The 23,902-nt window shown below is 68.4% G+C and carries 22 protein-coding genes, 1 tRNA gene and 1 pseudogene; 17 read left to right on the top strand and 7 right to left on the bottom strand.

Annotated features, from left to right (window positions below):
* Positions 1–141: 141 nt before the first annotated feature.
* Positions 142–636, top strand: a complete 495-nt coding sequence (rbfA, locus tag RCH22_RS01450; RefSeq protein ID WP_327012550.1) for a 30S ribosome-binding factor RbfA — start codon at positions 142–144, stop codon at positions 634–636.
* A gap of 149 nt (positions 637–785) precedes the next feature.
* On the opposite strand, the pseudogene RCH22_RS01455 reads toward rbfA, so the two are convergent.
* A pseudogene (locus RCH22_RS01455) lies at positions 786–1,139 on the bottom strand (DUF72 domain-containing protein); the annotation flags it as partial.
* 8 nt (positions 1,140–1,147) lie between these two features.
* Positions 1,148–2,014: an A/G-specific adenine glycosylase gene (locus tag RCH22_RS01460; RefSeq protein WP_327015428.1), complete on the bottom strand. Its 867-nt coding sequence runs from the start codon at positions 2,012–2,014 to the stop codon at positions 1,148–1,150.
* Positions 2,015–2,198: 184 nt separating this feature from the next.
* On the opposite strand from RCH22_RS01460, the gene RCH22_RS01465 reads away from it, so the two are divergent.
* Positions 2,199–2,864, top strand: coding sequence for a hypothetical protein (locus RCH22_RS01465; protein WP_327012551.1), 666 nt, complete (start codon positions 2,199–2,201; stop codon positions 2,862–2,864).
* 14 nt (positions 2,865–2,878) lie between these two features.
* Here RCH22_RS01465 and RCH22_RS01470 read toward each other — a convergent pair whose 3' ends face one another.
* Both RCH22_RS01470 and RCH22_RS01475 read right to left on the bottom strand, forming a co-directional pair.
* Positions 2,879–3,886 carry a 2-dehydropantoate 2-reductase gene (locus RCH22_RS01470; protein ID WP_327012552.1) on the bottom strand — a complete coding sequence of 336 codons (1,008 nt, stop codon included), beginning with the start codon at positions 3,884–3,886 and terminating at the stop codon, positions 2,879–2,881.
* 122 nt (positions 3,887–4,008) lie between these two features.
* Positions 4,009–4,875, bottom strand: coding sequence for an MFS transporter (locus tag RCH22_RS01475; protein WP_327012553.1), 867 nt, complete (start codon positions 4,873–4,875; stop codon positions 4,009–4,011).
* A 94-nt stretch (positions 4,876–4,969) separates the two neighbouring features.
* On the opposite strand from RCH22_RS01475, the gene RCH22_RS01480 reads away from it, so the two are divergent.
* The 5 genes from RCH22_RS01480 to RCH22_RS01500 are packed head-to-tail and all read left to right on the top strand — an operon-like array spanning position 4,970 to position 8,564.
* Positions 4,970–5,671 carry a TetR/AcrR family transcriptional regulator gene (locus RCH22_RS01480; RefSeq protein ID WP_327012554.1) on the top strand — a complete coding sequence of 234 codons (702 nt, stop codon included), beginning with the start codon at positions 4,970–4,972 and terminating at the stop codon, positions 5,669–5,671.
* Complete coding sequence (gene truB, locus RCH22_RS01485) at positions 5,668–6,672, top strand: tRNA pseudouridine(55) synthase TruB (protein WP_327012555.1); 1,005 nt, start codon at positions 5,668–5,670, stop codon at positions 6,670–6,672. The genes RCH22_RS01480 and truB overlap by 4 nt, the downstream gene beginning before the upstream one ends.
* Complete coding sequence (locus tag RCH22_RS01490) at positions 6,669–7,037, top strand: hypothetical protein (RefSeq protein ID WP_327012556.1); 369 nt, start codon at positions 6,669–6,671, stop codon at positions 7,035–7,037. Before truB ends, RCH22_RS01490 begins: the two co-directional genes overlap by 4 nt.
* Positions 7,038–7,074: 37 nt before the next feature.
* Positions 7,075–7,617, top strand: a complete 543-nt coding sequence (locus RCH22_RS01495; RefSeq protein WP_327012557.1) for a hypothetical protein — start codon at positions 7,075–7,077, stop codon at positions 7,615–7,617.
* Positions 7,614–8,564, top strand: coding sequence for a bifunctional riboflavin kinase/FAD synthetase (locus tag RCH22_RS01500; protein ID WP_327012558.1), 951 nt, complete (start codon positions 7,614–7,616; stop codon positions 8,562–8,564). The genes RCH22_RS01495 and RCH22_RS01500 overlap by 4 nt, the downstream gene beginning before the upstream one ends.
* Before the next feature lie 63 nt (positions 8,565–8,627).
* On the opposite strand, the gene RCH22_RS01505 is transcribed toward RCH22_RS01500, so the two are convergent.
* Positions 8,628–9,335, bottom strand: a complete 708-nt coding sequence (locus RCH22_RS01505; protein WP_327012559.1) for a maleylpyruvate isomerase family mycothiol-dependent enzyme — start codon at positions 9,333–9,335, stop codon at positions 8,628–8,630.
* Positions 9,336–9,375: 40 nt separating this feature from the next.
* Here RCH22_RS01505 and RCH22_RS01510 point away from each other — a divergent pair, with 40 nt between their 5' ends.
* From RCH22_RS01510 to RCH22_RS01530, 5 genes are all read left to right on the top strand, one after another.
* Positions 9,376–10,599: an MFS transporter gene (locus RCH22_RS01510; protein ID WP_327012560.1), complete on the top strand. Its 1,224-nt coding sequence runs from the start codon at positions 9,376–9,378 to the stop codon at positions 10,597–10,599.
* Positions 10,600–10,697: 98 nt separating this feature from the next.
* Positions 10,698–11,648 (top strand): sugar-binding domain-containing protein, encoded by a 951-nt coding sequence (locus RCH22_RS01515; RefSeq protein ID WP_327012561.1) that lies wholly within the window; start codon positions 10,698–10,700, stop codon positions 11,646–11,648.
* Between the two features lie 65 nt (positions 11,649–11,713).
* Positions 11,714–12,733 carry a deoxyribose-phosphate aldolase gene (deoC, locus tag RCH22_RS01520; protein WP_327012562.1) on the top strand — a complete coding sequence of 340 codons (1,020 nt, stop codon included), beginning with the start codon at positions 11,714–11,716 and terminating at the stop codon, positions 12,731–12,733.
* Positions 12,734–12,743: 10 nt separating this feature from the next.
* Positions 12,744–14,273: an aldehyde dehydrogenase family protein gene (locus RCH22_RS01525; protein WP_327012563.1), complete on the top strand. Its 1,530-nt coding sequence runs from the start codon at positions 12,744–12,746 to the stop codon at positions 14,271–14,273.
* Positions 14,270–15,133, top strand: a complete 864-nt coding sequence (locus tag RCH22_RS01530) for an aldehyde dehydrogenase family protein (RefSeq protein ID WP_327012564.1) — start codon at positions 14,270–14,272, stop codon at positions 15,131–15,133. The genes RCH22_RS01525 and RCH22_RS01530 overlap by 4 nt, the downstream gene beginning before the upstream one ends.
* A 7-nt stretch (positions 15,134–15,140) precedes the next feature.
* Here RCH22_RS01530 and RCH22_RS01535 read toward each other — a convergent pair whose 3' ends face one another.
* The gene (locus RCH22_RS01535) at positions 15,141–16,457 is read right to left on the bottom strand and encodes a zinc-dependent metalloprotease (protein ID WP_327015429.1); all 1,317 of its coding nucleotides are present in this window, start codon (positions 16,455–16,457) and stop codon (positions 15,141–15,143) included.
* A gap of 186 nt (positions 16,458–16,643) precedes the next feature.
* Between RCH22_RS01535 and RCH22_RS01540 the strand changes: the two genes are divergently transcribed.
* The 4 genes from RCH22_RS01540 to RCH22_RS01555 all read left to right on the top strand — a co-directional run bounded on the left by RCH22_RS01540 (position 16,644) and on the right by RCH22_RS01555 (position 21,643).
* On the top strand, positions 16,644–17,777 hold the full coding sequence (locus RCH22_RS01540; protein ID WP_327012565.1) for a S16 family serine protease: 1,134 nt from the start codon (positions 16,644–16,646) through the stop codon (positions 17,775–17,777).
* 126 nt (positions 17,778–17,903) lie between these two features.
* Positions 17,904–20,804: a UPF0182 family protein gene (locus tag RCH22_RS01545; RefSeq protein ID WP_327012566.1), complete on the top strand. Its 2,901-nt coding sequence runs from the start codon at positions 17,904–17,906 to the stop codon at positions 20,802–20,804.
* Between the two features lie 177 nt (positions 20,805–20,981).
* A tRNA-Met gene (locus RCH22_RS01550) sits at positions 20,982–21,055 on the top strand.
* A gap of 120 nt (positions 21,056–21,175) precedes the next feature.
* Complete coding sequence (locus RCH22_RS01555; protein WP_327012567.1) at positions 21,176–21,643, top strand: GNAT family N-acetyltransferase; 468 nt, start codon at positions 21,176–21,178, stop codon at positions 21,641–21,643.
* 30 nt (positions 21,644–21,673) lie between these two features.
* Here the strand turns inward: RCH22_RS01555 and RCH22_RS01560 are convergent, their stop codons facing one another.
* Complete coding sequence (locus RCH22_RS01560) at positions 21,674–22,297, bottom strand: LysE family transporter (protein ID WP_327012568.1); 624 nt, start codon at positions 22,295–22,297, stop codon at positions 21,674–21,676.
* Between the two features lie 88 nt (positions 22,298–22,385).
* Here RCH22_RS01560 and RCH22_RS01565 point away from each other — a divergent pair, with 88 nt between their 5' ends.
* A complete protein-coding gene (locus RCH22_RS01565; protein WP_327012569.1) occupies positions 22,386–23,894 on the top strand; it encodes a CoA-acylating methylmalonate-semialdehyde dehydrogenase in 1,509 nt (502 codons plus the stop codon).
* The last annotated feature ends 8 nt before the right edge of the window (positions 23,895–23,902 follow it).

The following is a 23,902-nucleotide window of genomic DNA, read 5'->3' on the forward strand; positions in this document are numbered from 1 at the left end:
GGCCGCGTCTGATCGACGGGTCTCCGGCTCCTCTCCGTGAGGGGCCTGAGGCCCGTTGGTGGCTCAGCACGACAGCTTCCCGATTCACGAGTTCTTCCCCGTAACGACGTAACGCAGTACCGAAGCAAGAGGAGTGAGACCATGGCAGATCCGGAACGCGCCAGAAAAATGGCCGACCGCATCAAGGTCATCGTGGCAAAGCGGCTCGAACGCGGCCTGCGTGACCCGAGGCTCGGCTTCGTGACCATCACGGACGTCAAGGTGACGGGTGACGTGCAACACGCATCCGTTTTCTACACCGTCTACGGCTCCCTCGAGGAGCGCACCGACAGCGCCGCGGCGCTCAAGGCGGCCACCGGGCTGCTGCGCAGCGAGGTCGGCAAGAACATCACCGCCCGGCTCACCCCGTCGCTCGAGTTCATCGCGGACGCGATCCCAGAGAACGCCGCCCTCATCGACGACCTTCTCCGCGAAGCGCGGGAGCGCGACAGCCAGGTCGGCGCGCTCGCACAGGGCGCCCAGTACGCCGGCGACGAAGATCCCTACGTCAAGCCGCGCGAATTCGAGGACGAGGACGGCGACGAGGACGACGACGACGAGGACGAGACTCCCGCCGTCGGTCACCACGCCGAATAACGGCGACCCCCGGCGGGCGCTGACGCAGCGCACCTAGCGAGGGAGACCGAGGAAAACTACGCCTAAAAGAGCTTTCGTTCCCCGGAAAGCCCCTCTCGCTGTGGAGGTACCCCATGGCCGGCATCGCAGCAAAGCTCGACAAAGCAAACATCGTCGCGCTCCATGGCCGGCGGCAGTTGCACGAGCAGGACGGCGCGCTTGTCGCCGAGCTCGTGCCAGCACGCCTCGATCCGTGCAGCCCGGACCTCGGGAGCATGGAGCCTCTTCGCGTGGGTGAGTCCACGGGGCGCCGTCACCGAGAGCAGGAATCCCTCGGGAAGGCGGCGTCTCCAGCCGGCGAACGTCGACTCCCGCGGCCAGCGGCAGAAACTCTAGTTGAGTTCGACGGTGTCGAAACGGGCGGCGTAGACCTCGAGCCGCCGGGCGGCGAGGAGCCCCGCCGGGTAGAGCACCCCGTCCCAGTGTTCGTAACTCCAGCCGGAGGTGCCGATCCCGATGCTCACGGTCGCGCCTACTCGTGGGGGAGCGAGTATGACCCTGCGGCGACGCGCACCGCGAGGCCGTCGGAGAGGAGGCCGGACAGGGCCCGACCGAGCTGGGCGGGGTCCGGCCAAAGCGTGGTGATCTCGGCATCCGTCACCGGGTGCCTCGTCGAGCGCAACTCGGCGAGGATCAGGCCGCGCACCTGCCGGTCGCTGCCGGCGAACTTCTTCTGCAACGTCTTCTTCGGACCCTGGTACTCGGGGTAGCCGGCCGCGCGCCAGGCGCAGAGCGCGGCAAGCGGGCAGTCCGCGCAGCGCGGGCGTGCTGACGTGCAGACGAGCGCGCCCAGTTCCATGGCGCCGGCGTTGAAGACGGCCGCGGCACGGACGTCCGCCGGAAGGAGAGCAGTCATGGCCGCGAGATCGCGGGTGCGGCTCGGCGGCGCGGGTTCGGCCTGGCCGGCGACGCACCGGGCGATGACCCGGCGGGTGTTCGTGTCGACGACCGGGTGCCGGTGGCCGTACGCGAACGCGGCGACCGCCCGCGCGGTGTAGTCGCCGATCCCCGTCAGCGTGAGGAGCACGTCGACGTCCTGCGGCACGACGCCGCCGTGGTTCCCGGTGATCTCGACGGCCGCGGCGTGCAGCCAGAGCGCGCGCCGGGGGTAGCCGAGCGTCGCCCATGCCCGCACGGCCTCGCCCGGCGGAACGGCGGCGAGGTCGGCGGGGGTCGGCCACCGGGTGAGCCACGCCTCGAGATGCGGGATCACCCGGGTCACGGGCGTCTGCTGCAGCATGAACTCGCTCACGAGCACCCCCCACGCGCCGAAACCGTCGCGGCGCCAGGGCAGGTCGCGAGCGTGCAGGCCGAACCAGGCATTGACGAGGCCGGCGATCTCACCTGTGCCCGCGACCTCGACGTCGGACTCGTCCTCGGCCTCGGCCTCGGGTGCAGCGGTCAGCGGCGCCGCTGGCGCGACCTCGGGGGAGACCTCGGCGGCAGACCCGGTGGCTGGCACTCCCGCGGATTCTACGGGCGCGATGACGGTTGCATTCACCCCACTAACCTAGGCTCGATTCATGACGCTTGTTTCGACACCACGCCTCGACTTCCTCCGCGACCTCGCAACGGAGATCCTCAGCCTCTACGGCCGAGGCCGCACGATGGTCGCGATCGACGGGACGGACCCCATCGCGCGTGCCGCCTTCGCCGACGACCTCGCAGCGGCCTTCGCCGAGACCGGGCACGCCGTGTCCCGCGCCTCGCTCGCCGACTTCGAGCGCTCCCCCGAGGAGCAGGCGGCCTTCGGGCCGGCCTCGCCGGAGCGACTGTTCCGCCACCGCGACGACGTCGATCTGCTCCGCAGGGCGCTCCTGGTCCCGTTCCGCGTCGCCGACGGCGCGACGGGGCCTGCCGACGACACCCTGATCTTCGACGGTGAATTCCTGCTCAGGAAGGAACTCCGCGACGGCTGGTCGTTCAGCGTGCTGACCGAGACCGCAGCGGATGCCTCGACGACCGGCGCTTTCATCGACCTCGCCGCTGAGCTGAAGCCCTCCGGGGAACTCGGTGACGCCGCGATCACCACGACCGAGCTTGCGCAGGGTGGTTCCCCGGTTCCCAACGACCAGGCCCTGGCCAACCGGCTCTACCGGGCCGAGGTCCGGCCCAGGACCTGGGCGACCGCCGTCGTCGACCTCGCCAATCCGGCGGATCCCCGCCGCCTCTTCTTCGACAGCTGCTGATCCGGCACCGCGTCCTACCGCAGGCGCAACGGGGCGAAGCGGGCGAGCGCTTCGGCCGGGGCGAGCGGCCGTCCGGCGGCCTCGACTTCGTGCACAAGGGCAGTCAGCAGGGCATTGACCGGCGCGGCGACGCCTGCTGCGGCGGCCTCACGTACGACGACCCCGTTGAGGTGGTCGATCTCGGTCAGCTGACCCCTGCGGAGGCTCTGCAGGGTCGAGCCGAGGTTCGGTACGTCGCCCATCCTGGCCCGCATCATGCGCGGCAGCAGCTGCCCGATCGAGAGCGGAAGGCCGGCGAAACCACGCAACCGGCGGTCGCCGAGCCCCTGCAGCGCCCCGAACCGCACCCCGCGGGCGACGCCGACGCGCACGGTCTCCCGCATGCTCGCGGTCAGGATCCGGCGGAGCCCCGCGTCGTCGACGACCTCCTGCACGCTCAGCCCGGTCACTGCCGGGAGCGCGTTGAGCATGTTGACCACGAGCTTCGTCCACTGGGCGCCGACGAAGTTCGAGGTCGCGATCGTCGGGAATGCCGCGTCGAGCACACCCTGCCAGGCGAGCGTTCCCGCGTCGATGTAGCCGGTATCGTGCCCGATGTACGTCGGTGCCGGCGTGGTCACGGTGACGAGCCCCGGAGCCGCATAGTTCGCGGCGATGATCGAGAGCGCCCCGAAGCAGTCGGAGTTCGGCAGGATCCGTCGCGCCGTGGCGACACCGTCGAGCCCGTTCTGCACGACGATTACCGGCGAGCCGTCGAGGACCGCCGCGTTCGCCGTGATCGCGGCGGCGGCATCCTGCGCCTTGGTGCAGACGAGCGTGAGTTCGGGAGTCTCGGTGAGCAATTCGACCGCCGCCGGTCGGGCGGTCTCGTCGCCGAAGCCGCCGGTCAGGTGAATGCCCTCCGAGCGGATGACGCTCAGGGCCTTCCCACGCGCCGTAACCGTCACGGTATGCCCGGCCTTCTCCAGTAGCGTGGCGAACGTTCCGCCGAGGGCACCCGCACCGATCACAGCAATTCGCATCCCCCCAGCCTAGGTCGCCCCGCCCGGCCCATCCCGCCCGTCCTTCCCGCGAGAGTGCACTTTTGGCCCTTAAAACCCGTTCGTACGGGCCAAAAACGCACTCTCGCGAGCTACCGGAACGTTCAGACGGAGAGCGCGACGGGTTCGGGGGCGGGAGTCGCGGCGGGCGCACGGCGACCGTGGGGCAGGGTGAGCCCGATCAGGGCGGCAAGAGCGAGCACGGATGCCCCGACGACGATCGCCGGGACCACCGCACCCACGTAGCCGGCCGCGGTCAGCTCTCCTCCGGCGCCCGTGGAGGCCGCGGTGAGGACGGCGACGCCGAGCGCCACGCCGATCTCGCGCAGGGTCGAGTTGGTTCCTGTTGCCTTCGCGTGGTCGTTCGGGACCATGTTCGCGAGCACTGCCGTCGAGCTCGGCACGAATACGAGTCCCATTCCGACGCCGGCGAGGAGGAACGCGGGCACGAGGTCGATGTATGCAACCGTCGCACTCATTTCCACCGCAAGCCAGCCCATCGCGATGGCGAGGAAGGAGAATCCGAGCACGATCGGAAGCCGTGTGCCCGTTCGCGGACTGAGCAGGCCGGTGAGCGGGGCGACCACCATGGGCGCGAGGGTCCACGGTATCGTCATCAGGGCAGCGGCCCCGACACCCTGGATAGCCCGCGCTGTGATGAGCTGCCACGGCTCGGTCGAGAGGCCGGCGAGCGCGGAGGCGACCGTGAAGATCGCGATCCCGGCGAGGAAGACCGTGCGCCGGCCGAAGCGGTCGCCGATGGCGACGGCCATCAACATGAAGGTCGCGAAGCTCAGTGAGTACGCGTTGATCACCCATTGCAGCTCCTCGATGCAAGCGCCGAGGTCTCGGTTGACCACGGGTAGGGCGCCGGTCACGACGAGGTCGTCGAGGGTGGCCATGAACACGGGGAGTGAAGACGCGACGATGGCGAGCCAGATCGGGACGCGACGGGTGAAGGGCTGGGACACGTGGTATCCAGTCGAGAGGACGAGGCAGCAGGGAGAATTGTAATCGAATGATTACAAGTAGAGACAGTGGTTATTCGCGGATACCATGTCAAGAGTGAGTGAAGAATCCGGTACGGCAGCCAAAGAACCGACCACCGAACGAATCCCCGCGGCACTGCGCAGGGAACAGATCCTGGCCGCGGCGAGCAGGGTCTTCGGTGAACGTGGATACTCCGGTGCCACGACCGACCAGGTCGCGCAGGCCGCCGGGATCAGCCAGCCGTACGTCGTGCGGATGTTCGGCACGAAGGAGAACCTCTTCCTCGAGGTCGTCGCCCGTGCTCTCGACAAACTCATCACGACCTTTCGCGGGGTCCTTGCCGAGCCCCAGCCGGCCGGCGGCGACGACGCCGACTCGCTCGTCGCCCGTCTCGGGGCCGCATACGTCGACCTGATCGACGACCGCGGCATCCTGCTCTCGCTCATGCAGGCCTTCATCACCGGGCATGACCCGGTGATCGGCGCCAAGGCCAGGGAGGGCTTCCTGCAGATCTACCGGATGCTGCGCGACGAAGCCGGGTTCCCCCCGGAGATCGTCCGCGATTTCCTCGCGGACGGCATGCTCTTCAACACCCTGCTCGCCATCCGGCTCCCGGACATCTTCGAGGACGACGAGGCCGCCGAGGAGCTGATGCGGTGCGCCTTCCGAGGCAAGCTCGACGTCGTGCTCGCCGCGACAGCCTCGACAGGCTTGCACGCCTCGCACGCCACGTCCACCTCGCACGCCCCGACCGGCACTGCAGGGACACGCTCATGAGTGCAGACATCGAGCGCGAGACCGAACCCAACGACGAGACCTCGTCCCGAAACAGCGCGCGGGTGCATTCCACCGCGAGCGGCCTGCTCCTCGTCGACAAGCCGCAGAGTTGGACGAGCCACGACGCCGTCGCCCGCACGCGACGCCTCGCAGGCACCCGCAAAGTCGGCCACGCGGGCACCCTCGACCCGATGGCCACCGGCCTGCTGATCCTCGGCATCAACAGCTCGACCCGACTGCTCACCTTCATCGTCGGGCTCGACAAGGAATACCTGGCCACGATCCGGCTCGGCTCGGCGACGACCACGGACGACGCGGAGGGCGAGGAAATCTCCCGCGCGCCTGAGGCATCCGTCGCACTCATCGAGCCCGCGGCCATTGCGGCCGGAATCGGCCGACTGACCGGGTATATCAGCCAGCAGCCGAGCGCGGTGAGCGCGATCAAGGTCGACGGAAAGCGCGCGTATGCCCGCGTCCGCGACGGGGAGGACGTGCAGCTGCCCGCCCGGCCGGTCACCATCGCCGCCTTCGAACTGCTCTCGAGCAGGGCCGTCGACGGCTTCCTCGACCTCGAGGTGCGCGTCGAATGCTCCTCTGGCACCTACATCCGGGCCCTTGCCCGCGACCTCGGCGTCGGGCTCGGCGTCGGAGGGCACCTCACCGCACTCCGCCGCACCCGCATCGGTCCGTTCCGCATCGAGAACGCCCAGCCCCTCGCGGAGCTCGACGTCGTCGCCGCTCTCATCAGGCCGGCGGACGCCGCGACGCGCGTGCTTGGGCGCCTCGACCTCACCGAGCAACAGGCGATCGACCTCGGTCACGGCAAACGAATCGAGGTCACGACCGAGATCGCGGACACCGGGGCAGCGGGGACCGCGGCCCCGCTCGCCGCGATCGCCCCCGGCGGCCGGCTCGTCGGCCTCGTCGAGCTTCGGGGCGCCCAGGCCCGTACCGTGATCAATTTCCCGCCCGACGAGGCCGCAGCGCGGGAGTCCTCGTGATCGAGTGGTTCACCTGGCTCCAGGTCGGTGTCGCGGTGCTCGCCGGCGTGCTCTGCCTGTTCCTCGGGCTGCTCGGCCGGGTCCCGAACGATCTCACGATGGGCGCGACGGCGCTCGTCGAACTTCTCCTCGTCGGGCAGCTCGTCGTTTCGATCGCGGCGCCGTTAGCCGGGAACCCGGCGAGCGGCAGCCTGCTCGAGTTCTACACCTACCTCGTGAGCGCACTCCTCGTTCCGGTTGCAGCCGCCGCCTGGGCGCTCATCGAACGCAGCCGCTGGAGCACGGTCATTCTCGGCGGCGCGTGCCTCGCGATCGCGGTCATGGTGTACCGGATGTTCCAGATCTGGACAGTGCAGGGGCTGTGAGAGTCACGCTCCCACATGCTGCGATAATTAACAGGCCATGACCGGACCACAGAGCGCAGCCGAGAACGTCGTCGATGGACCGCAGAAGCGCAGGGTCACCGGCGTCGGACGCCTGCTGATCGCCGTCTACGGGCTGCTCGCGCTCGCAGCGACCGGGCGGTCGTTCGTTCAGATCGCCTCCAAATTCGACCAGGCGCCGCTCGCGTACTCGCTGTCCGCGTTGTCCGCGGTCGTGTACATCGTCGCGACCATCGCGCTCGTTCGCAGCAGCGGCCGCTGGTACCGCGTCGCGTGGGCGACCATCTCCTTCGAGCTGCTCGGCGTGCTCGTCGTCGGCACCCTGAGCATCGTCGACCCCGCGCTCTTCCCGCACGACTCGGTCTGGTCGGTCTTCGGCAGCGGCTATCTCTTCATCCCGCTCGTGCTGCCGATTCTCGGGATGATGTGGCTCGCCCGCCACCGCCCGGCACGTCCACAGGGCCCGGCACGTCCACAGGGCCCGGCACGTCCACAGGGCCCGGCACGTCCACAGGGCCCGGCACGTCCACAGGGCGCGGCCGGCCGACGGGCCCGCTCGTGAAGGTCCTCTCCGGCATCGGCTCCCTCCCTCTCGAGACCGGCACCCCCGGCTCCGCGGTCACGATCGGGAAGTTCGACGGCGTCCACGCCGGCCATCGCGCCGTGATCGACCGGCTCAAAGACATCGCAGGGACGCAGGGGCTCACGGCGGTCGTCGTGACCTTCGACCGGCATCCGCTCGCCCTGCTCGCCCCAGAGAAGTGCCCGCCGTTCCTGATCAGCGCAGAGCAAAAGCTCCGGCTGCTCGCCGAGACCGGCGTCGACGCCACCCTCGTGCTCGAGTTCACCAGGGACCTCGCGAGCCTGCCGCCTGAGGTCTTCGTCGAGACCGTCCTCGTGAACGGGCTGCACGCCCGGCACGTGCTCGTCGGCAGAGACTTCCGCTTCGGCGCCCACGGTGCCGGTGACGTCGCCCTGCTCACCGAGCTCGGCGCAGGCTTCGGCTTCGCCGTCGACCTGATCGAGGATGTCAAGCCCGACCGGGTGCGCAGGGTTTCGTCGACCTGGATCAGGGAACTGCTCGCGAGCGGTGATGTGAGGGCGGCCGGCGAACTGCTCGGCCACACCCCGACCGTGCGCGGAGAGGTCGTGCACGGCGCGGCCAGAGGCCGCGAACTCGGGTTCCCGACGGCCAACCTCTCCGCGGAATCCGAGGGGCTCATCCCTGCCGACGGCGTCTACGCCGGCTGGCTGACCGACGGCGCGGATCGTTACCCGGCCGCCATCTCGGTCGGCAACAATCCGACCTTCGACGGGGTCGCGCAGAAGCAGGTCGAGGCCTACGTACTCGACCGGGAGCTCGACCTCTACGGTCACGTCGTCGAGGTGTCCTTCGTCGAGCGGATCCGCGGCATGGTCGCGTTCACCGGAATCGATCCGCTGATCCTGCAGATGCGGGCAGACGTCGACCAGATCCGCACTCTCCTCGCCGGCTCGACCCGCCACTGAAAGCGAGCACGCTGCAGGGGCTCAGCGCTCAGTGCTCAGCGCTCAGTGCTCATCGCTCAGGGCTCAGCGCTCAGAGCTTAGGCCGGGGGAGCGCGGCCCGGTCGGCGTGAAGCCCTCCCGGCCGAAGAGGAAGAGCACGATGTTCACGCCCGTGCTCTCGATCACGGCTCCGCGCCCGACGCGCCAGCCGGCATCCGTGGCCGCGAGCGTGCGGCGGCGCACGACCGCCTTGACCGGAGTGGGTGCTATCAGCGCCCTGCGCACGGCAACCGCGCCGAGCGCGACCGGCGAGACCTCAAGGGCCCTGCCGAGCGGATGCGCCAGGTCGAGTCCGTGGACGACGACCTCCGTCAATTCGGTGATGCCGTGCCGCCCCCGGGCGGTCACCCTCCCCGCGGCGTACTCGGCGGCGGTGGTCTGCAGCGACGCGATGAGCTCGTCCGGGTCCGCCTCGGCGGCCCGACGGCTGAGGGTGTCGACGGCATGGTCCACACTCAGGTTCGGCAGCTGCTCCCGCAGTGCCGTCCACCCGGTGCCGAGCAGTTGGCGCGTCGGGGTACCGACCCGCCAGACCAGATGCCCGGCCGCGTCGCGCACCCGCCAGCCGCCGCAGAGGCTCGGCGTCTCCCATTCCTCTGCGGAAAGCGTCTCAAGGATGCCGGCGATTCCGGTCAGGGTCGCCGCGATCTCCGGGCTCCAGTCGGAGGTCGTCCCGGTGTCGTCCACCTGGGGCTTGCGGCTGAACGGCAGGTACTGGGAAATGTCGGGCATGCCGTCCAGCCTAGACTCGCCCGGTGAATAGACTTGGCCGGTGAACCCCACCCTGATCCGCGGTCTCTGGGCCGGGCGAACCCTCGCGCTTCTGGGCATCCTCCTCGTCGCGGCCAACCTGCGCACGGCAGTCGCGGCACTGTCTCCGATCGTCCTGGCGATCAGCGTCGACATCCCGCTCGGGGCGCTCGCCATCGGCGTGCTCGGCATGCTCCCGCCGGTCTGCTTCGCGGCCTTCGGCATTTTCACCCCGGTCTTCACGCGCCGCATCGGGCTCGAGCGGGTCGTTGTCGTCGCCCTTATCGCAATCCTCGCCGGTCACCTCCTCCGTGGCAGCGCCGGTTCCCTGACCTGGCTCATCGGCGGCAGCATCGTGACCTTCGCAGGTCTCGGCGCCGGTAACGTCCTGCTGCCCCCGCTGGTCAAGAAGTACTTCCCCGACCGGGTCGGCCTCGTGACCTCCCTCTACGTCACGGTGCTGTCCGTGAGCACCCTCGTTCCGCCTCTCGTCGCGGTCCCGGTGGCGGATGCCGCCGGCTGGCGGGTCTCCCTCGGCATGTGGATGATCCCCGCGCTCCTCGCCCTCGTGCCCTGGGCCACCATGCTCGTGCGACACCGGATGTCGCAGAGCGCCCCGCCGGCGGTCCCGGAGGCTGAGCCGGTGCTGCTGGCCCGCATCGGCCGTTCTTCGATCGCCTGGGCGATCGCCGTCGTCTTCGGGACGTCGTCGCTCAACGCATACGCGCTCTTCGCGTGGCTTCCGCTGATGCTCACCCAGACCGCGGGGATCAGCCCCGGCCAGGCCGGGACGTTGCTCTCCCTCTACGCCGCCGTCGGACTGCCGTGCGCGCTCGTCGTGCCGTGGCTCGCCGTACGGATGAAGAACCTCAGCCTCCTGATCTACGTCGGAATGTTCGCGTTCATCGCCGGAGACGTGGGTCTCCTCCTCGCACCGGGCACGCTCACGGTTCTCTGGGTGCTGCTCGCCGGCCTCGGCCCGCTCTACTTCCCGCTCGCGCTCGTGCTGATCAACCTCCGCACGCGCACCCACGAGGGCTCCGTCGCGCTCAGCGGGTTCGTCCAGAGCGTCGGGTACATCCTCGGCGCCCTCGGGCCGCTTGTCGTCGGCGTGCTGCACCGGCTCACGGGGGGCTGGAGCTGGCCGATCTGGTTCCTGATCGCGACCGCCCTCGCCGTCGGCTTCGCCGCGCGCGTGATCGCCCGCCCGCATCTCCTCGAAGACGACCTCGACCGTTCCCGCTGACCTCACGGACGCTCTGCTCATGTGAGCAAGTTTTCCCACAACAGTTGAGGCGTGCATCGACGCGTCCTACGCTGGATGGGGAGCCAACGGAGGACCGCGTGATCGATACAGACGAACTGCTGTCCATTCGCGCCGCCGAACTCTATTACGAAGAGAACAAGACCCAGGACGAGATCGGCGCCGTCCTCCGGCTCACCCGCTGGAAGGTCGGCCGGCTCCTTGCGCAGGCCAAGGCGAGCGGCTTCATCCGGATCGAGATCGTGCACCCGCGAGCCCGCCGCCTCATCGTCGAGCGTCGCCTGCGGGAACACACCGGGCTGAGCGACGCCGTCGTCGTCTCCGCAGCCGGCGTCTCGACCGACGAGGAACTGCAGTCCCGGGCGGCCCAGGCCGCCGCCGACTACCTCACTGCGCTCCGTCCGGTTCCGGCGACCCTCGGCATCAGCTGGGGCCGCACCCTGCATGAGGTGGCCCGGGGCCTGAAGCCCGGCTGGGCGCGCGGCGTCAACGTCGTGCAGATCAACGGCGGCGTCAGCCTCAACCGGCGGGAGGGAACGGCTGCGGCGACCGCGGTCACGATCGCGCAGAAAGCGCTCGGCTCCGCGACCCTGCTGCCGAGTCCCGCGATCCTCGAGCGCATCGAAACCAAGCTCGCGATCGAATCCGACCGCGCCGTCGCGACGGTCCTCGACCTGGGCAGCGCGGCATCCGCCTACCTGTTCAGCGCAGGCCAGGCCGACGAGAATTCGGCGCTCGTCGACAGCGGCTACCTCACGGCCGACCAGGTCGCCGAACTCGTGCGCAAGGGCGCCGTCGGAGACATCGTCGGCCGGTACATCAACGCGGACGGCCATATCGTCGACCTCGAGCTCGACGAGCGGACCATCGGCATCCGGCTCGAACAACTGCGCCGGGCACCGACCGCGATCGCCGTGATCGCGGGAAGCACAAAACACGCCGTCGCCCGCGCCATCGTCTCCAGCGGCCTCTGCACCGTGCTCGTCACCGACGAGGACACCGCCCTTGCCGTCCTGGGCGAAACCCACTGACCGGAACCCCCTCAGGCATCCGGAGCCCCCGTGACACCCACCCCACCACCCTGCGAGGACATTTCATGACAAGCATCCCAGTGGTCGCGACCCAGCCGTCGACGAGGTCCCGTGCCCTCGCCGTCATCGGCGGCGAGGCCACAGACACGAACCTCCGCCGCTACCTGCACGGGATCCCCGGGATCGACGCGGTCGGGCTCGAACAGCGCGCCGCCGCCATCGGCACGCGCTCGATCAAGACGAGTTCGAAGAAACGGGTGATCGACACGATCATCGGCCTGATCGACCTGACGACCCTCGAGGGCGCTGACACGCCGGGCAAGGTCCGTTCCCTCGTCGGCAAGGCGCGCACGCCAGACCCCGGTGACCCGGGCTGCCCCCGCGTCGCCGCCGTCTGCGTCTACGGAGACATGGTCCCGTACGCCGTCGAGGCGCTCGGCTCCGCACACGCGGCCGGTCGCGACCCGGGCATCTTCGTCGCCTCCGTCGCCACCGCGTTCCCGAGCGGCCGCGCCTCCCTCGCGGTGAAGCTCGCCGACGTGGCCGACGCCGTCGCTGCCGGCGCCGACGAGATCGACATGGTCATCGACCGCGGGGCCTTTCTTTCCGGTCGTTTCGGCCAGGTCTACGACGAAATCGTCGCCGTCAAGGAAGCCTGCCGCCGCGCCGACGGCAGTGTCGCCCACCTCAAGGTGATCCTCGAGACCGGCGAACTGGGCACCTACGACAACGTGCGCCGCGCCTCCTGGCTCGCCATCCTCGCCGGCGGCGACTTCATCAAGACCTCAACCGGCAAGATGCAGCCCGCGGCCACCCTCCCCGTGACCCTCTCGATGATCGAGGTCGTGCGCGACTGGCACCGCCTCACCGGGGCGAGGGTCGGTGTGAAGCCGGCCGGCGGCATCCGCACCTCGAAGGACGCCATCAAGTACCTCGTCGCCGTCGCCGAGACCGTGGGCGAGGACTGGCTCACGCCGAGCCTCTTCCGCTTCGGCGCCTCGAGCCTGCTCAATGACGTGCTGATGCAACGGCAGAAGATGCAGGTCGGACACTACTCCGGCCCCGACTACGTGACGATCGACTGAAGGAACCACGATGAGCTTTCTTGACTACGCTCCCGCGCCGGAGTCCCAGGCGTTGCTGCACCTCCACCCCGAATACGGACTCTTCATCGACGGCGAATTCGTCGCCGGCCGCGGCGAGCCCTTCCAGACCATCAACCCCGCGACCGAGAAGCAGCTCGCCATGATCGCACACGCCGACGCGGTGGATGTCGACGCCGCGGTCGCCGCGGCCCGTCGTGCATACGAACGGCGCTGGTCGAACCTTTCTGGCAGCGACCGCGGCAAGTACCTGTTCCGGATCGCCCGTCTCGTGCAGGAGCGCGCCCGTGAGCTCGCCGTCGCAGAGACCCTGGACAACGGCAAGCCGATCACCGAAAGCCGGGACGTCGACATTCCCCTCGTCGCCGCCTGGTTCTTCTACTACGCCGGCTGGGCGGACAAGCTCGACCACGCCGGCCTCGGCGTCAACCCCGCCGCGCGGGGCGTCGCCGCCCAGGTCATCCCGTGGAACTTCCCGCTGCTCATGCTCGCGTGGAAGATCGCCCCGGCCCTCGCCGCGGGCAATACCGTCGTCCTCAAGCCGGCGGAGACCACCTCGCTCACTGCGCTCCTCTTCGCCGAGATCCTCCAGCAGGCCGAGTTGCCTGCCGGCGTCGTGAACATCGTCACCGGGGGCCGCGAGACCGGGCAGGCGCTTGTCGGCCACTCCGACATCAACCTCGTCGCCTTCACCGGCTCGACAGGGGCCGGCCGGGCCGTCGCCCGCGCCATCGCAGGGACCGACAAGAAAATAATCCTCGAACTGGGCGGCAAGGCGGCGAACATCGTCTTCGACGACGCCCCGATCGACCAGGCCATCGAGGGCATCGTCAACGGGATCTTCTTCAACCAGGGCCACGTCTGCTGCGCGGGCAGCCGCCTGCTCGTCCAGGAGAGCATCCACGACGAGGTCGTCGACCGGCTCAAGCAGCGCCTCTCGACGCTGCGCCTCGGTGATCCGCTCGACAAGAACACCGACATCGGCGCGATCAACAGTGCCGACCAGCTGAAGCGCATCACCGAACTGTCCGCCATCGGCGAGGACGAAGGCGCCGAACGCTGGAGCCCCGACTGCGACCTGCCCGAGAACGGGTTCTGGTTCCGGCCGACCATCTTCACCAATGTGTCGACGAGCCACCGCATCGCCCGCGACGAGGTCTTCGGCCCCGTGCTTTCCGTGCTCACGTTCCGCACTCCAGAGGAGGCGATCACGAAGGCGAACAACACGCCGTACGGTCTCTCCGCCGGGATCTGGAGCGACAAGGGCAGCCGCGTCCTCGCCGTCGCCGACCGGCTCCGTGCCGGCGTGATCTGGGCGAACACCTTCAACCGGTTCGACCCCGCGAGTCCGTTCGGCGGCTACAAGGAGTCGGGCTACGGCCGAGAAGGCGGCCGCCACGGCCTCACCGCCTACCTCCAGTCGGCGGGCAGCGCCGCAATCGCCGCCGCCCGTCACGCCGTGGCCGTGGAAGCCGATCATGCCGCCAAGCCGTCCGCCGCACGAAAGAAGGCCGCCAAGTGACCCGCCTCGCCGTCCCCAAGACCTACAAGCTCTACATCGGCGGGAAGTTCCCGCGCAGCGAATCCGGTCGCGTCTATGCCGTGGCGACGCCGAGCGGCGACTTCCTCGCGAACGCGGCGCAGGCATCCCGCAAGGACGCCAGGGATGCCGTGGTCGCGGCACGCTCCGCATTCGCGGGGTGGTCGCGCGCCACCCCGTACAACCGCGGCCAGGTGCTCTACCGCATCGCCGAGCTGCTCGAGGGCCGTCGCGCCCAGTTCGTCGAGGAGATCGTGCAGTCAGAGGGTGTGTCCGCGTCGGCCGCGGGCCGGCAGGTCGACGAGGCCGTCGACCGGTGGGTCTGGTACGCCGGCTGGGCAGACAAGTACGCGCAGGTCGCCGGCAATGCGAACCCGGTTTCCGGGCCGTACTTCAACATTTCCGTGCCAGAGCCGACCGGTGTCGTCGCGATCATCGCCCCGCAGTCCGGCGGGTCACTGCTCGGTCTCGTGAGCGCCGTCGCCCCCGCCCTCGTCGCAGGCAACACGGTCGTGGTCGTCGCCGACGAGACCCGGCCGCTCTCGGCGATCACTCTCGGCGAGGTGCTCGCCACGAGCGACGTCCCCGGCGGCGTCGTCAACATCCTCACCGGGTCACCGGCCGAGATGGCGCCGTGGCTCGCGAGCCACGGCGACGTCAACGCGATCGACCTCGTCGGTGCCGGCGACCTCGACTGGGTGCACCTCGAGATCGACGCGGCCGAAACCCTCACCCGGGTGCTCCAGCCCGCATTCGGGGCGGATGCCGCGGCGCCCTCCCTCGCCCGGATCCTCGCCTTCACGGAGACGAAGACCGTCTGGCACACCAAGGGCCTGCTTTAGCCGGGGGCTACTCCTCGTGGGGGCGGTCGGGGCCGTCCTCGCGCAGCAGGTCTTCGAGTGCCTGGTCGACCTCGTCGAGTTCGGGTTCCGTGCCCGCCGCGACGCTCGCGGCCGTGCTCGTCAGCCGCGCGACGAGCGCCTTCGGGTCGTCGAGGTCCGCTGACGTTGGCAGAAGGTCAGGGTGCGCCCACAGTGCGTCACGACCGTCGTTGCCGACGGCATCCGTCACGGCCTGCCACATCGCGGCAGCCTCGCGCAGCCGGTGCGGACGCAGCTCGAGCCCGACGAGGGTCGAGAACGCGGACTCGGCCGGACCACCCGAGGCGCGACGGCGCTTCACGGTCTCGTTGATGGCATCGGCGCGGGGGAGCCGGCTCGTGGCCCGGACGGTCACGACGTCGACCCAGCCTTCGACGAGCGCGAGCATCGTCTCGAGCCTCGCGAGGGCGGCGAGCTGGGTCTCCGACTTCGGCGGGATCAGTGATCCGTTCAGGATCGCCTGCCGCAGTTCCTCGGGGTTGGACGGGTCGAAGCCCTCAGCGAGTTCTTCGAGACGCCCTGAGTCGATGCTGATGTCGTGGGCGAAGTCGGTGATCGAGCTGATCAGCCGCAGGCGCAGCCAGCGCGAATGCCGGAACAGCCGGGCGTGGGCGAGTTCCCGCACGGCCAGGTAGATCTGAACCTGGTCGATCGGCACATCGAGGTCCTCGCCGAAGGCCGCGACGTTCTGCGGCACGAGGGCGGCCTGCTGGTCGGTCATGAGCGGGATACCGATGTCTCCTCCCGAGACGACCTCGCTCGCGAGCTGGCCGACGACCTGGCCGAGCTGCATAGCGAAGAGGGTGCCTCCGATGCTGCGCATCATCTTGCTGGCGCCGGCCATCATGCCCTTGAGCTCTTCCGGCGCCTGGTCGGTGAGGACCTTGGTCAGGGAATCGGAGATGCTGTTCGCGACCGGCTCCGCCAACTGGGTCCAGACCGGCATGGATTCCGTGACCCACTCCTTGCGGGTGAGAAGGCGCGGGACCACCGTGAGTTCGGCGATGTCGGTCACCTCGTCGAGCCAGAGCGCAGCAATGTGGAACGCCTGGTCGAGGGCGGCGTGCTCGGCGGGGGTCACTGAAACCTGGCTCTCGGCCGCCTTGGTCTGGCCCTGCGTGAGAGCTGCGTCCCAGCTAATGCCGCCCTCGCCGTTGCCGCGGAGGGCGCCCTGCAACTGCTGCATGAGAGCGTTGATGCTGGCCGGGTCAGCCGGCAGGCCGGCGGCTCCGGCGAGCTGGCTCGGATCGATGGAGGACTTGCCCGACAGGATGTCGCGCAACATGTCCCGGAATTCGTCTTCCGGGTTGGGACCCTCGTCGGGTCGGGAGTCGTCGGGCACTTCAGGCACCTCTCAGTCGCTTGCTTCTACGCTAGTCCGAGACGCCCGGCCCGAACTGGGAAATGACCTACGCTGAGAGGTCTGCTGTCCGCTTGCCGCGAACGCCCGGCATAACCTGGAAGGAGCCCGGTGGCCCTCTTCACCGACGACCCGACGCCATCCGACTCCGGCACCACCTGGGAAGAGCGATCGCCGCGCTCCCGGCGCGCAAGCAAGGCCGGTTGGATCGTGCTCAGCATCGCCCTGGCCTGCGGCATCATCCTCGGCGTCACCCCGGCCCCGTACGTGATCGAGAAGCCGGGACCCGTGTACAACACCATCGGCTCCACCATCTCTGAGGACGGTGCGGACCGGCCCCTGATCACCATCGACGGCACGGAGACCTTCCCGACCGACGGAACGCTGGACATGCTCACGGTGTCCCTCGTCGGCAACCCGGACAACCGCCCGAGCTGGCTCAAGGTCGCTGGAGCGTGGCTGGACTCCAGCCAGGCCGTCATCCCGATCGAGGCGGCGTTCCCCTCGAACACCACGACGCAGCAGCGCGATGAGGAGAATACCGCGCAAATGGTCAACTCCCAGCAGGATGCGATCGCCGCCGCCCTGACGAACCTCGGCTACACCTACCCGACGATCGTCTCGGTGGTTTCGCTACCCGACGGTTCGCCGGCGACGGGCGTCCTCAAGGCGGACGACCAGATCACCACCGTCAACGGCGCCCCCATCACCGACATCGCCTCCCTCCGTGCCGCGCTCACGGCGAACGGCGCCGGCGTTCCGGCCACCGTCGGCATCGTGCGCGGCGGCGTCGCGCAGGACCTCACGGTCACCCCCGTCGACTCGGACGGTTCCGCGATCATCGGGATCAACGTGAAGACCGAGTATCAGTTCCCGTTCACGGTCACCATCCAGCTCGACCAGGTCGGCGGCCCGAGCGCCGGCATGATGTTCGCGCTCGGCATCATCGACAAGCTCACCCCCGGGCTCCTTCAGGGCGGCGAGAACGTCGCGGGCACCGGCACGATCGATCAGACGGGCACGGTCGGCCCGATCGGCGGCATCCGCCAGAAACTCGCAGGCGCCCGGAGCGCCGGAGCAGACTGGTTCCTCGCCCCCGCGGACGACTGCGACGAGGTTACCGGGCACATCCCGGACGGTCTCACGGTCTTCTCTGTCACGACCCTCGACCAGGCACTCACCGCGCTGGACGTCATCAAGACCGGGGCGGACACGAGCGCACTCCCGCACTGCCCCGTGCAATAACGGGGGATACCCCAGTAGCCTTGCAGGGAACTCTGAGCCGGCTTGGGGCCGGCTGGCAGGCCTGCTCCCAGAACCCCTGTCTAGAATGAGGCCTGACCGCCGATTTACAGACCAAGAGGCCCATTCGTGACGTCACAATCCACCGGAAACGCTCCTCGCAGGAGTCGTGCCCCCCTCGCCATTACGGCCGCCATCATCGCGGGGCTGGTGATCCTGTTCTTTGTGTTCGCCGGCCTGTACGCCGATGTGCTCTGGTTCAACCAGCTAGGCTTCCTGAGCGTACTGACCACCCAGTGGGCGGCAGGGGCCGCTCTCTTCTTCGTGGGCTTCCTCGCGATGGCGATCCCGGTCTTCGTCAGCATCGAGATCGCGTACCGGATGCGTCCCGTCTACGCGAAGCTTAACTCGCAGCTCGACCGCTACCAGCAGGTCATCGAGCCGCTTCGCCGCCTCGCCATGTACGGCATCCCCGCTCTGCTCGGCCTTTTCGCCGGCGTCGCCGCCGCCACCCGCTGGCAGGTCGTGCTGATGTGGCTGAACCGCACCGACACCGGCACCACCGATCCGCAGTTCCACCTCGACGTGTCGTTCTACCTGTTCGACCTGCCCTTCTTCCAGGCATTCCTCGGCTTCGCATCCGCCGTCGTCCTCATCTCGGCCATCGTCGCGATCGCGACCACCTACCTGTACGGGTCGATCCGGGTCAGCGGCCGCGAAATCCTCGTGTCGAAGGCCGCTCGCGTCCAGATCGCCGTCACGGCGAGCCTCTACCTGGTCCTTCAGGCGCTCAGCATCTGGCTCGACCAGTATTCGACGCTCACCAGCACGAACGACCTGATCACCGGCGCCGGCTACACCGACACCCACGCCACCATCCCCGGACGGGCGATCCTCGCCGGCATTGCCGCCGTCATCGCCATCCTCTTCCTTGTCACGGCGATCTTCGGTCGCTGGCGCCTCCCCGTCATCGGCACGGCTCTCCTCATCGTGACGAGCCTGCTGCTCGGCTCCCTCTACCCGTGGGTCGTGCAGCGTTTCCAGGTCGACCCGAGCGCGAAGTCCCTCGAGGCCGAATACATCCAACGGAACATCGACCTCACTCGGAGCGCATACGACCTCTCGGGTGTCACGGAGGTCCCGTACAACGCGACCACGACGGCAGAGCCCGGGGCACTCCGGGCGGATGCGACGACGACCGCCAACATCCGGATCCTCGACCCGGCCCTCGTGAGTGATGCCTTCTCGCAGCTGGAACAGTTCAAGCAGTACTACCAGTTCCCGAAGAACCTCGACGTGGACCGGTACACGATCGACGGCAAGTCCCAGGACACCGTCGTCGCCGTCCGTGACCTCAAGCTGTCCGGGCTCAACGCCGGCAACACCTGGGTGAACTCGACGATCGTCTATACCCACGGGTACGGGGTCGTCGCGGCATACGGCAACCAGCGCTCGGCAGACGGCCAGCCCGTGTTCCTCGAGTCCGGCATCCCGACGACCGGATCGCTCGGAACCTACGAGCCGCGGATCTACTTCGGTGAGAACTCGCCGCCATACTCGATCGTCGGAGCCGCGGCGGACAGCAAGCCCGTCGAGCTCGACTATCCGTCTGGCACCGATGGCGCCCAGCAGACGTATACGACCTTCACCGGCAACGGCGGTCCGAAGCTCGACAACGCGTTCAACAAGCTCATCTACGCGCTCAAGTTTCAGTCCGAACAGATCTTCCTCGCCAACGCGGTGAACGACCAGTCCCAGATTCTCTACGACCGCGACCCCGTCACGCGCGTGCAGAAAGTCGCTCCGTACCTGACCCTCGACTCCTCCGCGTACCCCTCGGTCGTTGACGGCCGGGTCAAGTGGATCGTCGACGGCTACACGACGAGCGCGGACTACCCGTACTCGACACCGGTCGGCCTGAGCGACGCCATCACGGACACCGAGACGCCCGCGCAACCGTTCGCGCTCGACAAGATCAACTACATGCGCAACTCGGTCAAGGCAACGGTCGACGCCTATGACGGCTCGGTCACCCTCTACGCGTGGGACACCACGGACCCGATCCTGAAGACGTGGCAGAAGATCTTCCCGTCCACGGTCAAGCCCATGAGCGATATGAGCGGTCAGCTGATGAGTCACGTCCGGTACCCGGCCGACCTCTTCAAGGTGCAGCGCCACATCCTGAGCCAGTACCACGTGACCGACCCCGGCTCGTTCTACTCGCACGACGACGCGTGGACGACGCCGAACGACCCGGTGTCGCCGTCGACGAACACGACTCTGCAGCCCCCGTACTACCTCACGATGCAGGTGCCCGGTTCGGAGAAACCGGCCTTCACCCTGTACTCGACCTTCATCCCCGACGCGACGGGTACCACGAGCCGGAACGTGCTCACCGGGTACCTCGCGGTCGACTCGGATGCCGGCGCGACCGACGGAGTCAGATCGGCGGAATACGGAAAGCTCCGCCTGCTCACCCTGCCGAAGGCGAACACGGTGCCGGGCCCCGGCCAGGTACAGGCGAAGTTCAACGCCGACCCGACGGTCTCGACCCAGCTCAATCTGTTGAAGCAGGGCCAGTCGAAGGTGCTCAACGGCAACCTGCTGACGCTGCCCGTCGGTGGCGGGCTGCTGTACGTGCAGCCGGTCTATGTGCAGTCGACGGGTGAGACCAGCTACCCGCTTCTGCAGAAGGTTCTCGTGGCCTTCGGTGACCAGATCGCCTTCGAGGACACCCTGAACAAGGCGCTCGACGTGCTCTTCGGCGGCAGTTCGGGTGCGCAGGCCGGTGATACTTCGGTGCCGACGACCGGAGCGACGACGCCGACGACCGGGGGCACGACCACACCCTCGACGACGACGGGCAACCCGGCAACGGATGCCCAGCTCCAGGCGCTCCTGGCCGTCGCCAAGCAGGCGATTGCGGACAAGCAGGCGGCACTCACCGCCGGCGACTTCGCGGCTTACGGTGTGGCGGACAAGAAGCTCTCCGACACCGTCGCGAGCATGCTCGCCCTGCTGGGCCAGTAGCAGGCGGCAGCACCCGCCGCGGGCAGCATCCATGGTACCGACGGCCGACTCCCTTCCGGGAGCCGGCCGTCCGTGCGTGTGGCACAACGCACGAGCGCCGGCACGGGACCCGCGCAGCATGCACGGCGCCGCGTGGTTCGACTGGGCCTCAAGGCTGTGATAGGCTACTTCTTGTAGCGCGGGGTGGAGCAGTTCGGTAGCTCGCTGGGCTCATAACCCAGAGGTCGTAGGTTCAAATCCTGCCCCCGCAACAGATGCCCCCGGAACCGCAAGGTTCCGGGGGCTTTTTTATTGCCCGCACCCGGTACTCTCGGTGGATGACCTGCCCCACGACCCGGCCCCTGTCCTACGCCGAGACCGGGAATGCCTGAATGCTCACCATCGACAGGGACGATCCTGCGCGTCCGGACGTCCATCGGTTGCTCGACGAGCACCTTGCGGATATGTTCGCCTCCTCGCCGGCCGAGAGCGTCCACGCCCTCGACCTCGAAGCCCTGTCAGGGCCGGAGATCCGGTTCTGGACCGCGCGGGAGGGCCGCACGCTCGTCGGCTGTGGCGCTCTGAAGGAACTGAGCGCTGATCACGCCGAGCTCAAGTCCATGCGCACAACGCAGGAGGCGCGCGGCCGCGGAGTGGCCGCCGGGCTCCTCTCGCACATCCTCGACGACGCGCGCCACCGGGGCATCGGGCGCGTCAGCCTGGAGACCGGGACCCAGGACTTTTTCGCCCCGGCCAGGCGGCTCTACCTGCGCAGTGGCTTCGTCGAATGTCCGCCGTTCGCCGCGTACACCGTGGACCCCATCAGCGTCTTCCTGACCATCCGGCTCACTCAAGAGTGAGACCTACCCGGGTAGGCCGCCGGTGATCGGTCAGTGGATCGCAGCGAGCAGAATACCGACGCCGACGAAGAGTACTCCGAAGATGCGGTTCAGCACCCGCTGGCCCCGTGCATCCCTGGTGAAGCGCTGAAATGACCGCGCCGTTCCCGCGAAGAAGAGCCACATCACCAGCACGTCGATCACGATCACCGTGGCTGCCGCGATCAGGTACTGCGGGAGCGCGGGGCGATCGAGCCGGATGAACTGGGGGAGGAAGGCCAGAAAGAAGACGATCGCCTTCGGATTGAGCAGGTTCACCCACAGGCCGCGACGGAACATCGACCAGCGGGGCTCGTCACGGAGAACCTGGGCGCTCTCGGCGTCCAGGCTCGGCTTCGCGAGGAACTGCCGAATGCCCAGGTAGACGAGGTACGCGGCACCCGCATAGCGGATGATGTTGAATGCGACGGGCGAATTGGCGACGAGCAGCCCCACGCCGAGGGCAACGATTGTGATGTGCACGACCAGTGCAGCCTGTTGGCCGAGGATGCCCCAGATGGAGCGGCGGAACCCGGAATTGAGGGCATTGCTCATGGTGTTGATCGCCCCAGCACCGGGCGTGAAGCTGATCAGCGCACCCGCACCCACGAGGGCCAGCCAGAGGGAGAATTGCACCGCTCCAGCCTAGGGCCTGCCTGAACCCGTGGATTGCGGCGGGTTGTGTCAGAATCGACGCGTTCCCCGACGTCGTTGTCCGAGAGAGATGAGTGCCATGAGCGAAGTACCCGTTGTCCCGCACTGGATCGATGGCGCCGAGCGCGCCGGGGTGTCCGGCCGTACTTCTCCGGTTTTCGACCCGGCCCTCGGCACCATCACGAAAGACGTCCCCCTCGCCGACGCCGGCGAGATCGATGCCGCCGTCGCATCCGCCAAGGCCGCGTTCCCGGCCTGGCGCGACCTGTCGATCGCCAAGCGGCAATCGATCATCTTCACGTTTCGCGAACTGCTCAACGCCCGCAAGGGTGAGCTGGCCGAGATCCTCACGAGTGAACACGGCAAGGTGATCTCCGACGCCCTCGGCGAGATCACGCGGGGGCTCGAGGTCGTCGAATTCGCCTGCGGCATCCCGCACCTGCTCAAAGGCGAATACTCCGAGAACGTCGCCACCGGCGTCGACGTGTACTCGACCCGCCAGGCCCTCGGCGTCGTAGGTGTCATCAGCCCGTTCAACTTCCCGGCCATGGTGCCGATGTGGTTCTTCCCGATCGCCCTTGCGGCCGGCAACACGGTGATCCTCAAGCCGAGCGAGAAGGACCCGAGCGCCGCCATCTGGCTCGCCAGGCTGCTGAAGGAGTCCGGTCTTCCCGACGGGGTCTTCACGGTCCTGCACGGAGACAAGGTGGCCGTTGACGGGCTGCTGACACACCCCGACGTCAAGGCGATCTCCTTCGTGGGATCGACCCCGATCGCCCGCTACGTCTATGAGACCGGCACCCGGCACGGCAAACGGGTGCAGGCACTCGGTGGCGCGAAGAACCACATGCTCGTGCTCCCGGACGCCGACCTCGACCTCGTCGCGGACTCGGCGGTCAATGCCGGCTTCGGCAGTGCGGGGGAACGGTGCATGGCCATCAGCGTCGTCGTCGCGGTTGAGCCGGTCGCCCACGAGCTGGTCGGGAAGATCGTTTCCCGGATGACGGCCCTGACGGTCGGTGACGGGCGTCGCTCCTGCGACATGGGCCCGCTCATCACGGAAGTTCACCGCGACAAGGTCGCAAGCTATATCGGGATCGCAGCGGATGACGGCGCGACGATCGTCGTGGACGGTCGCGGCGTCGAGGTCGACGGAGACAAGAACGGTTTCTGGCTCGGCCCGACCCTGATCGACCACCTCCCTGTCAGTTCGAAGGTGTACACCGAGGAGATCTTCGGCCCGGTTCTCGGCATCGTCCGGGTCAGCACCTACGAGGAGGGTGTGGCGCTGATCAACGCCGGCGCCTTCGGCAACGGCACCGCGATCTTCACCAACGACGGCGGGGCCGCGCGCCGGTTCCAGAACGAGATCGAGGTCGGCATGATCGGCATCAACGTGCCGATCCCGGTCCCGGTCGCGTACTTCTCGTTCGGCGGCTGGAAGAACTCGCTCTTCGGCGACACCAAGGCCCACGGCGCAGAGGGCGTGCACTTCTTCACCCGCGGCAAGGCGATCACCAGCCGCTGGCTCGACCCGAGCCACGGCGGCATCAACCTGGGCTTCCCCCAGAACCGATAGCGCCGGTA

The organism is Cryobacterium sp. GrIS_2_6 (genome assembly GCF_035984545.1).
Classification (GTDB): domain Bacteria; phylum Actinomycetota; class Actinomycetes; order Actinomycetales; family Microbacteriaceae; genus Cryobacterium.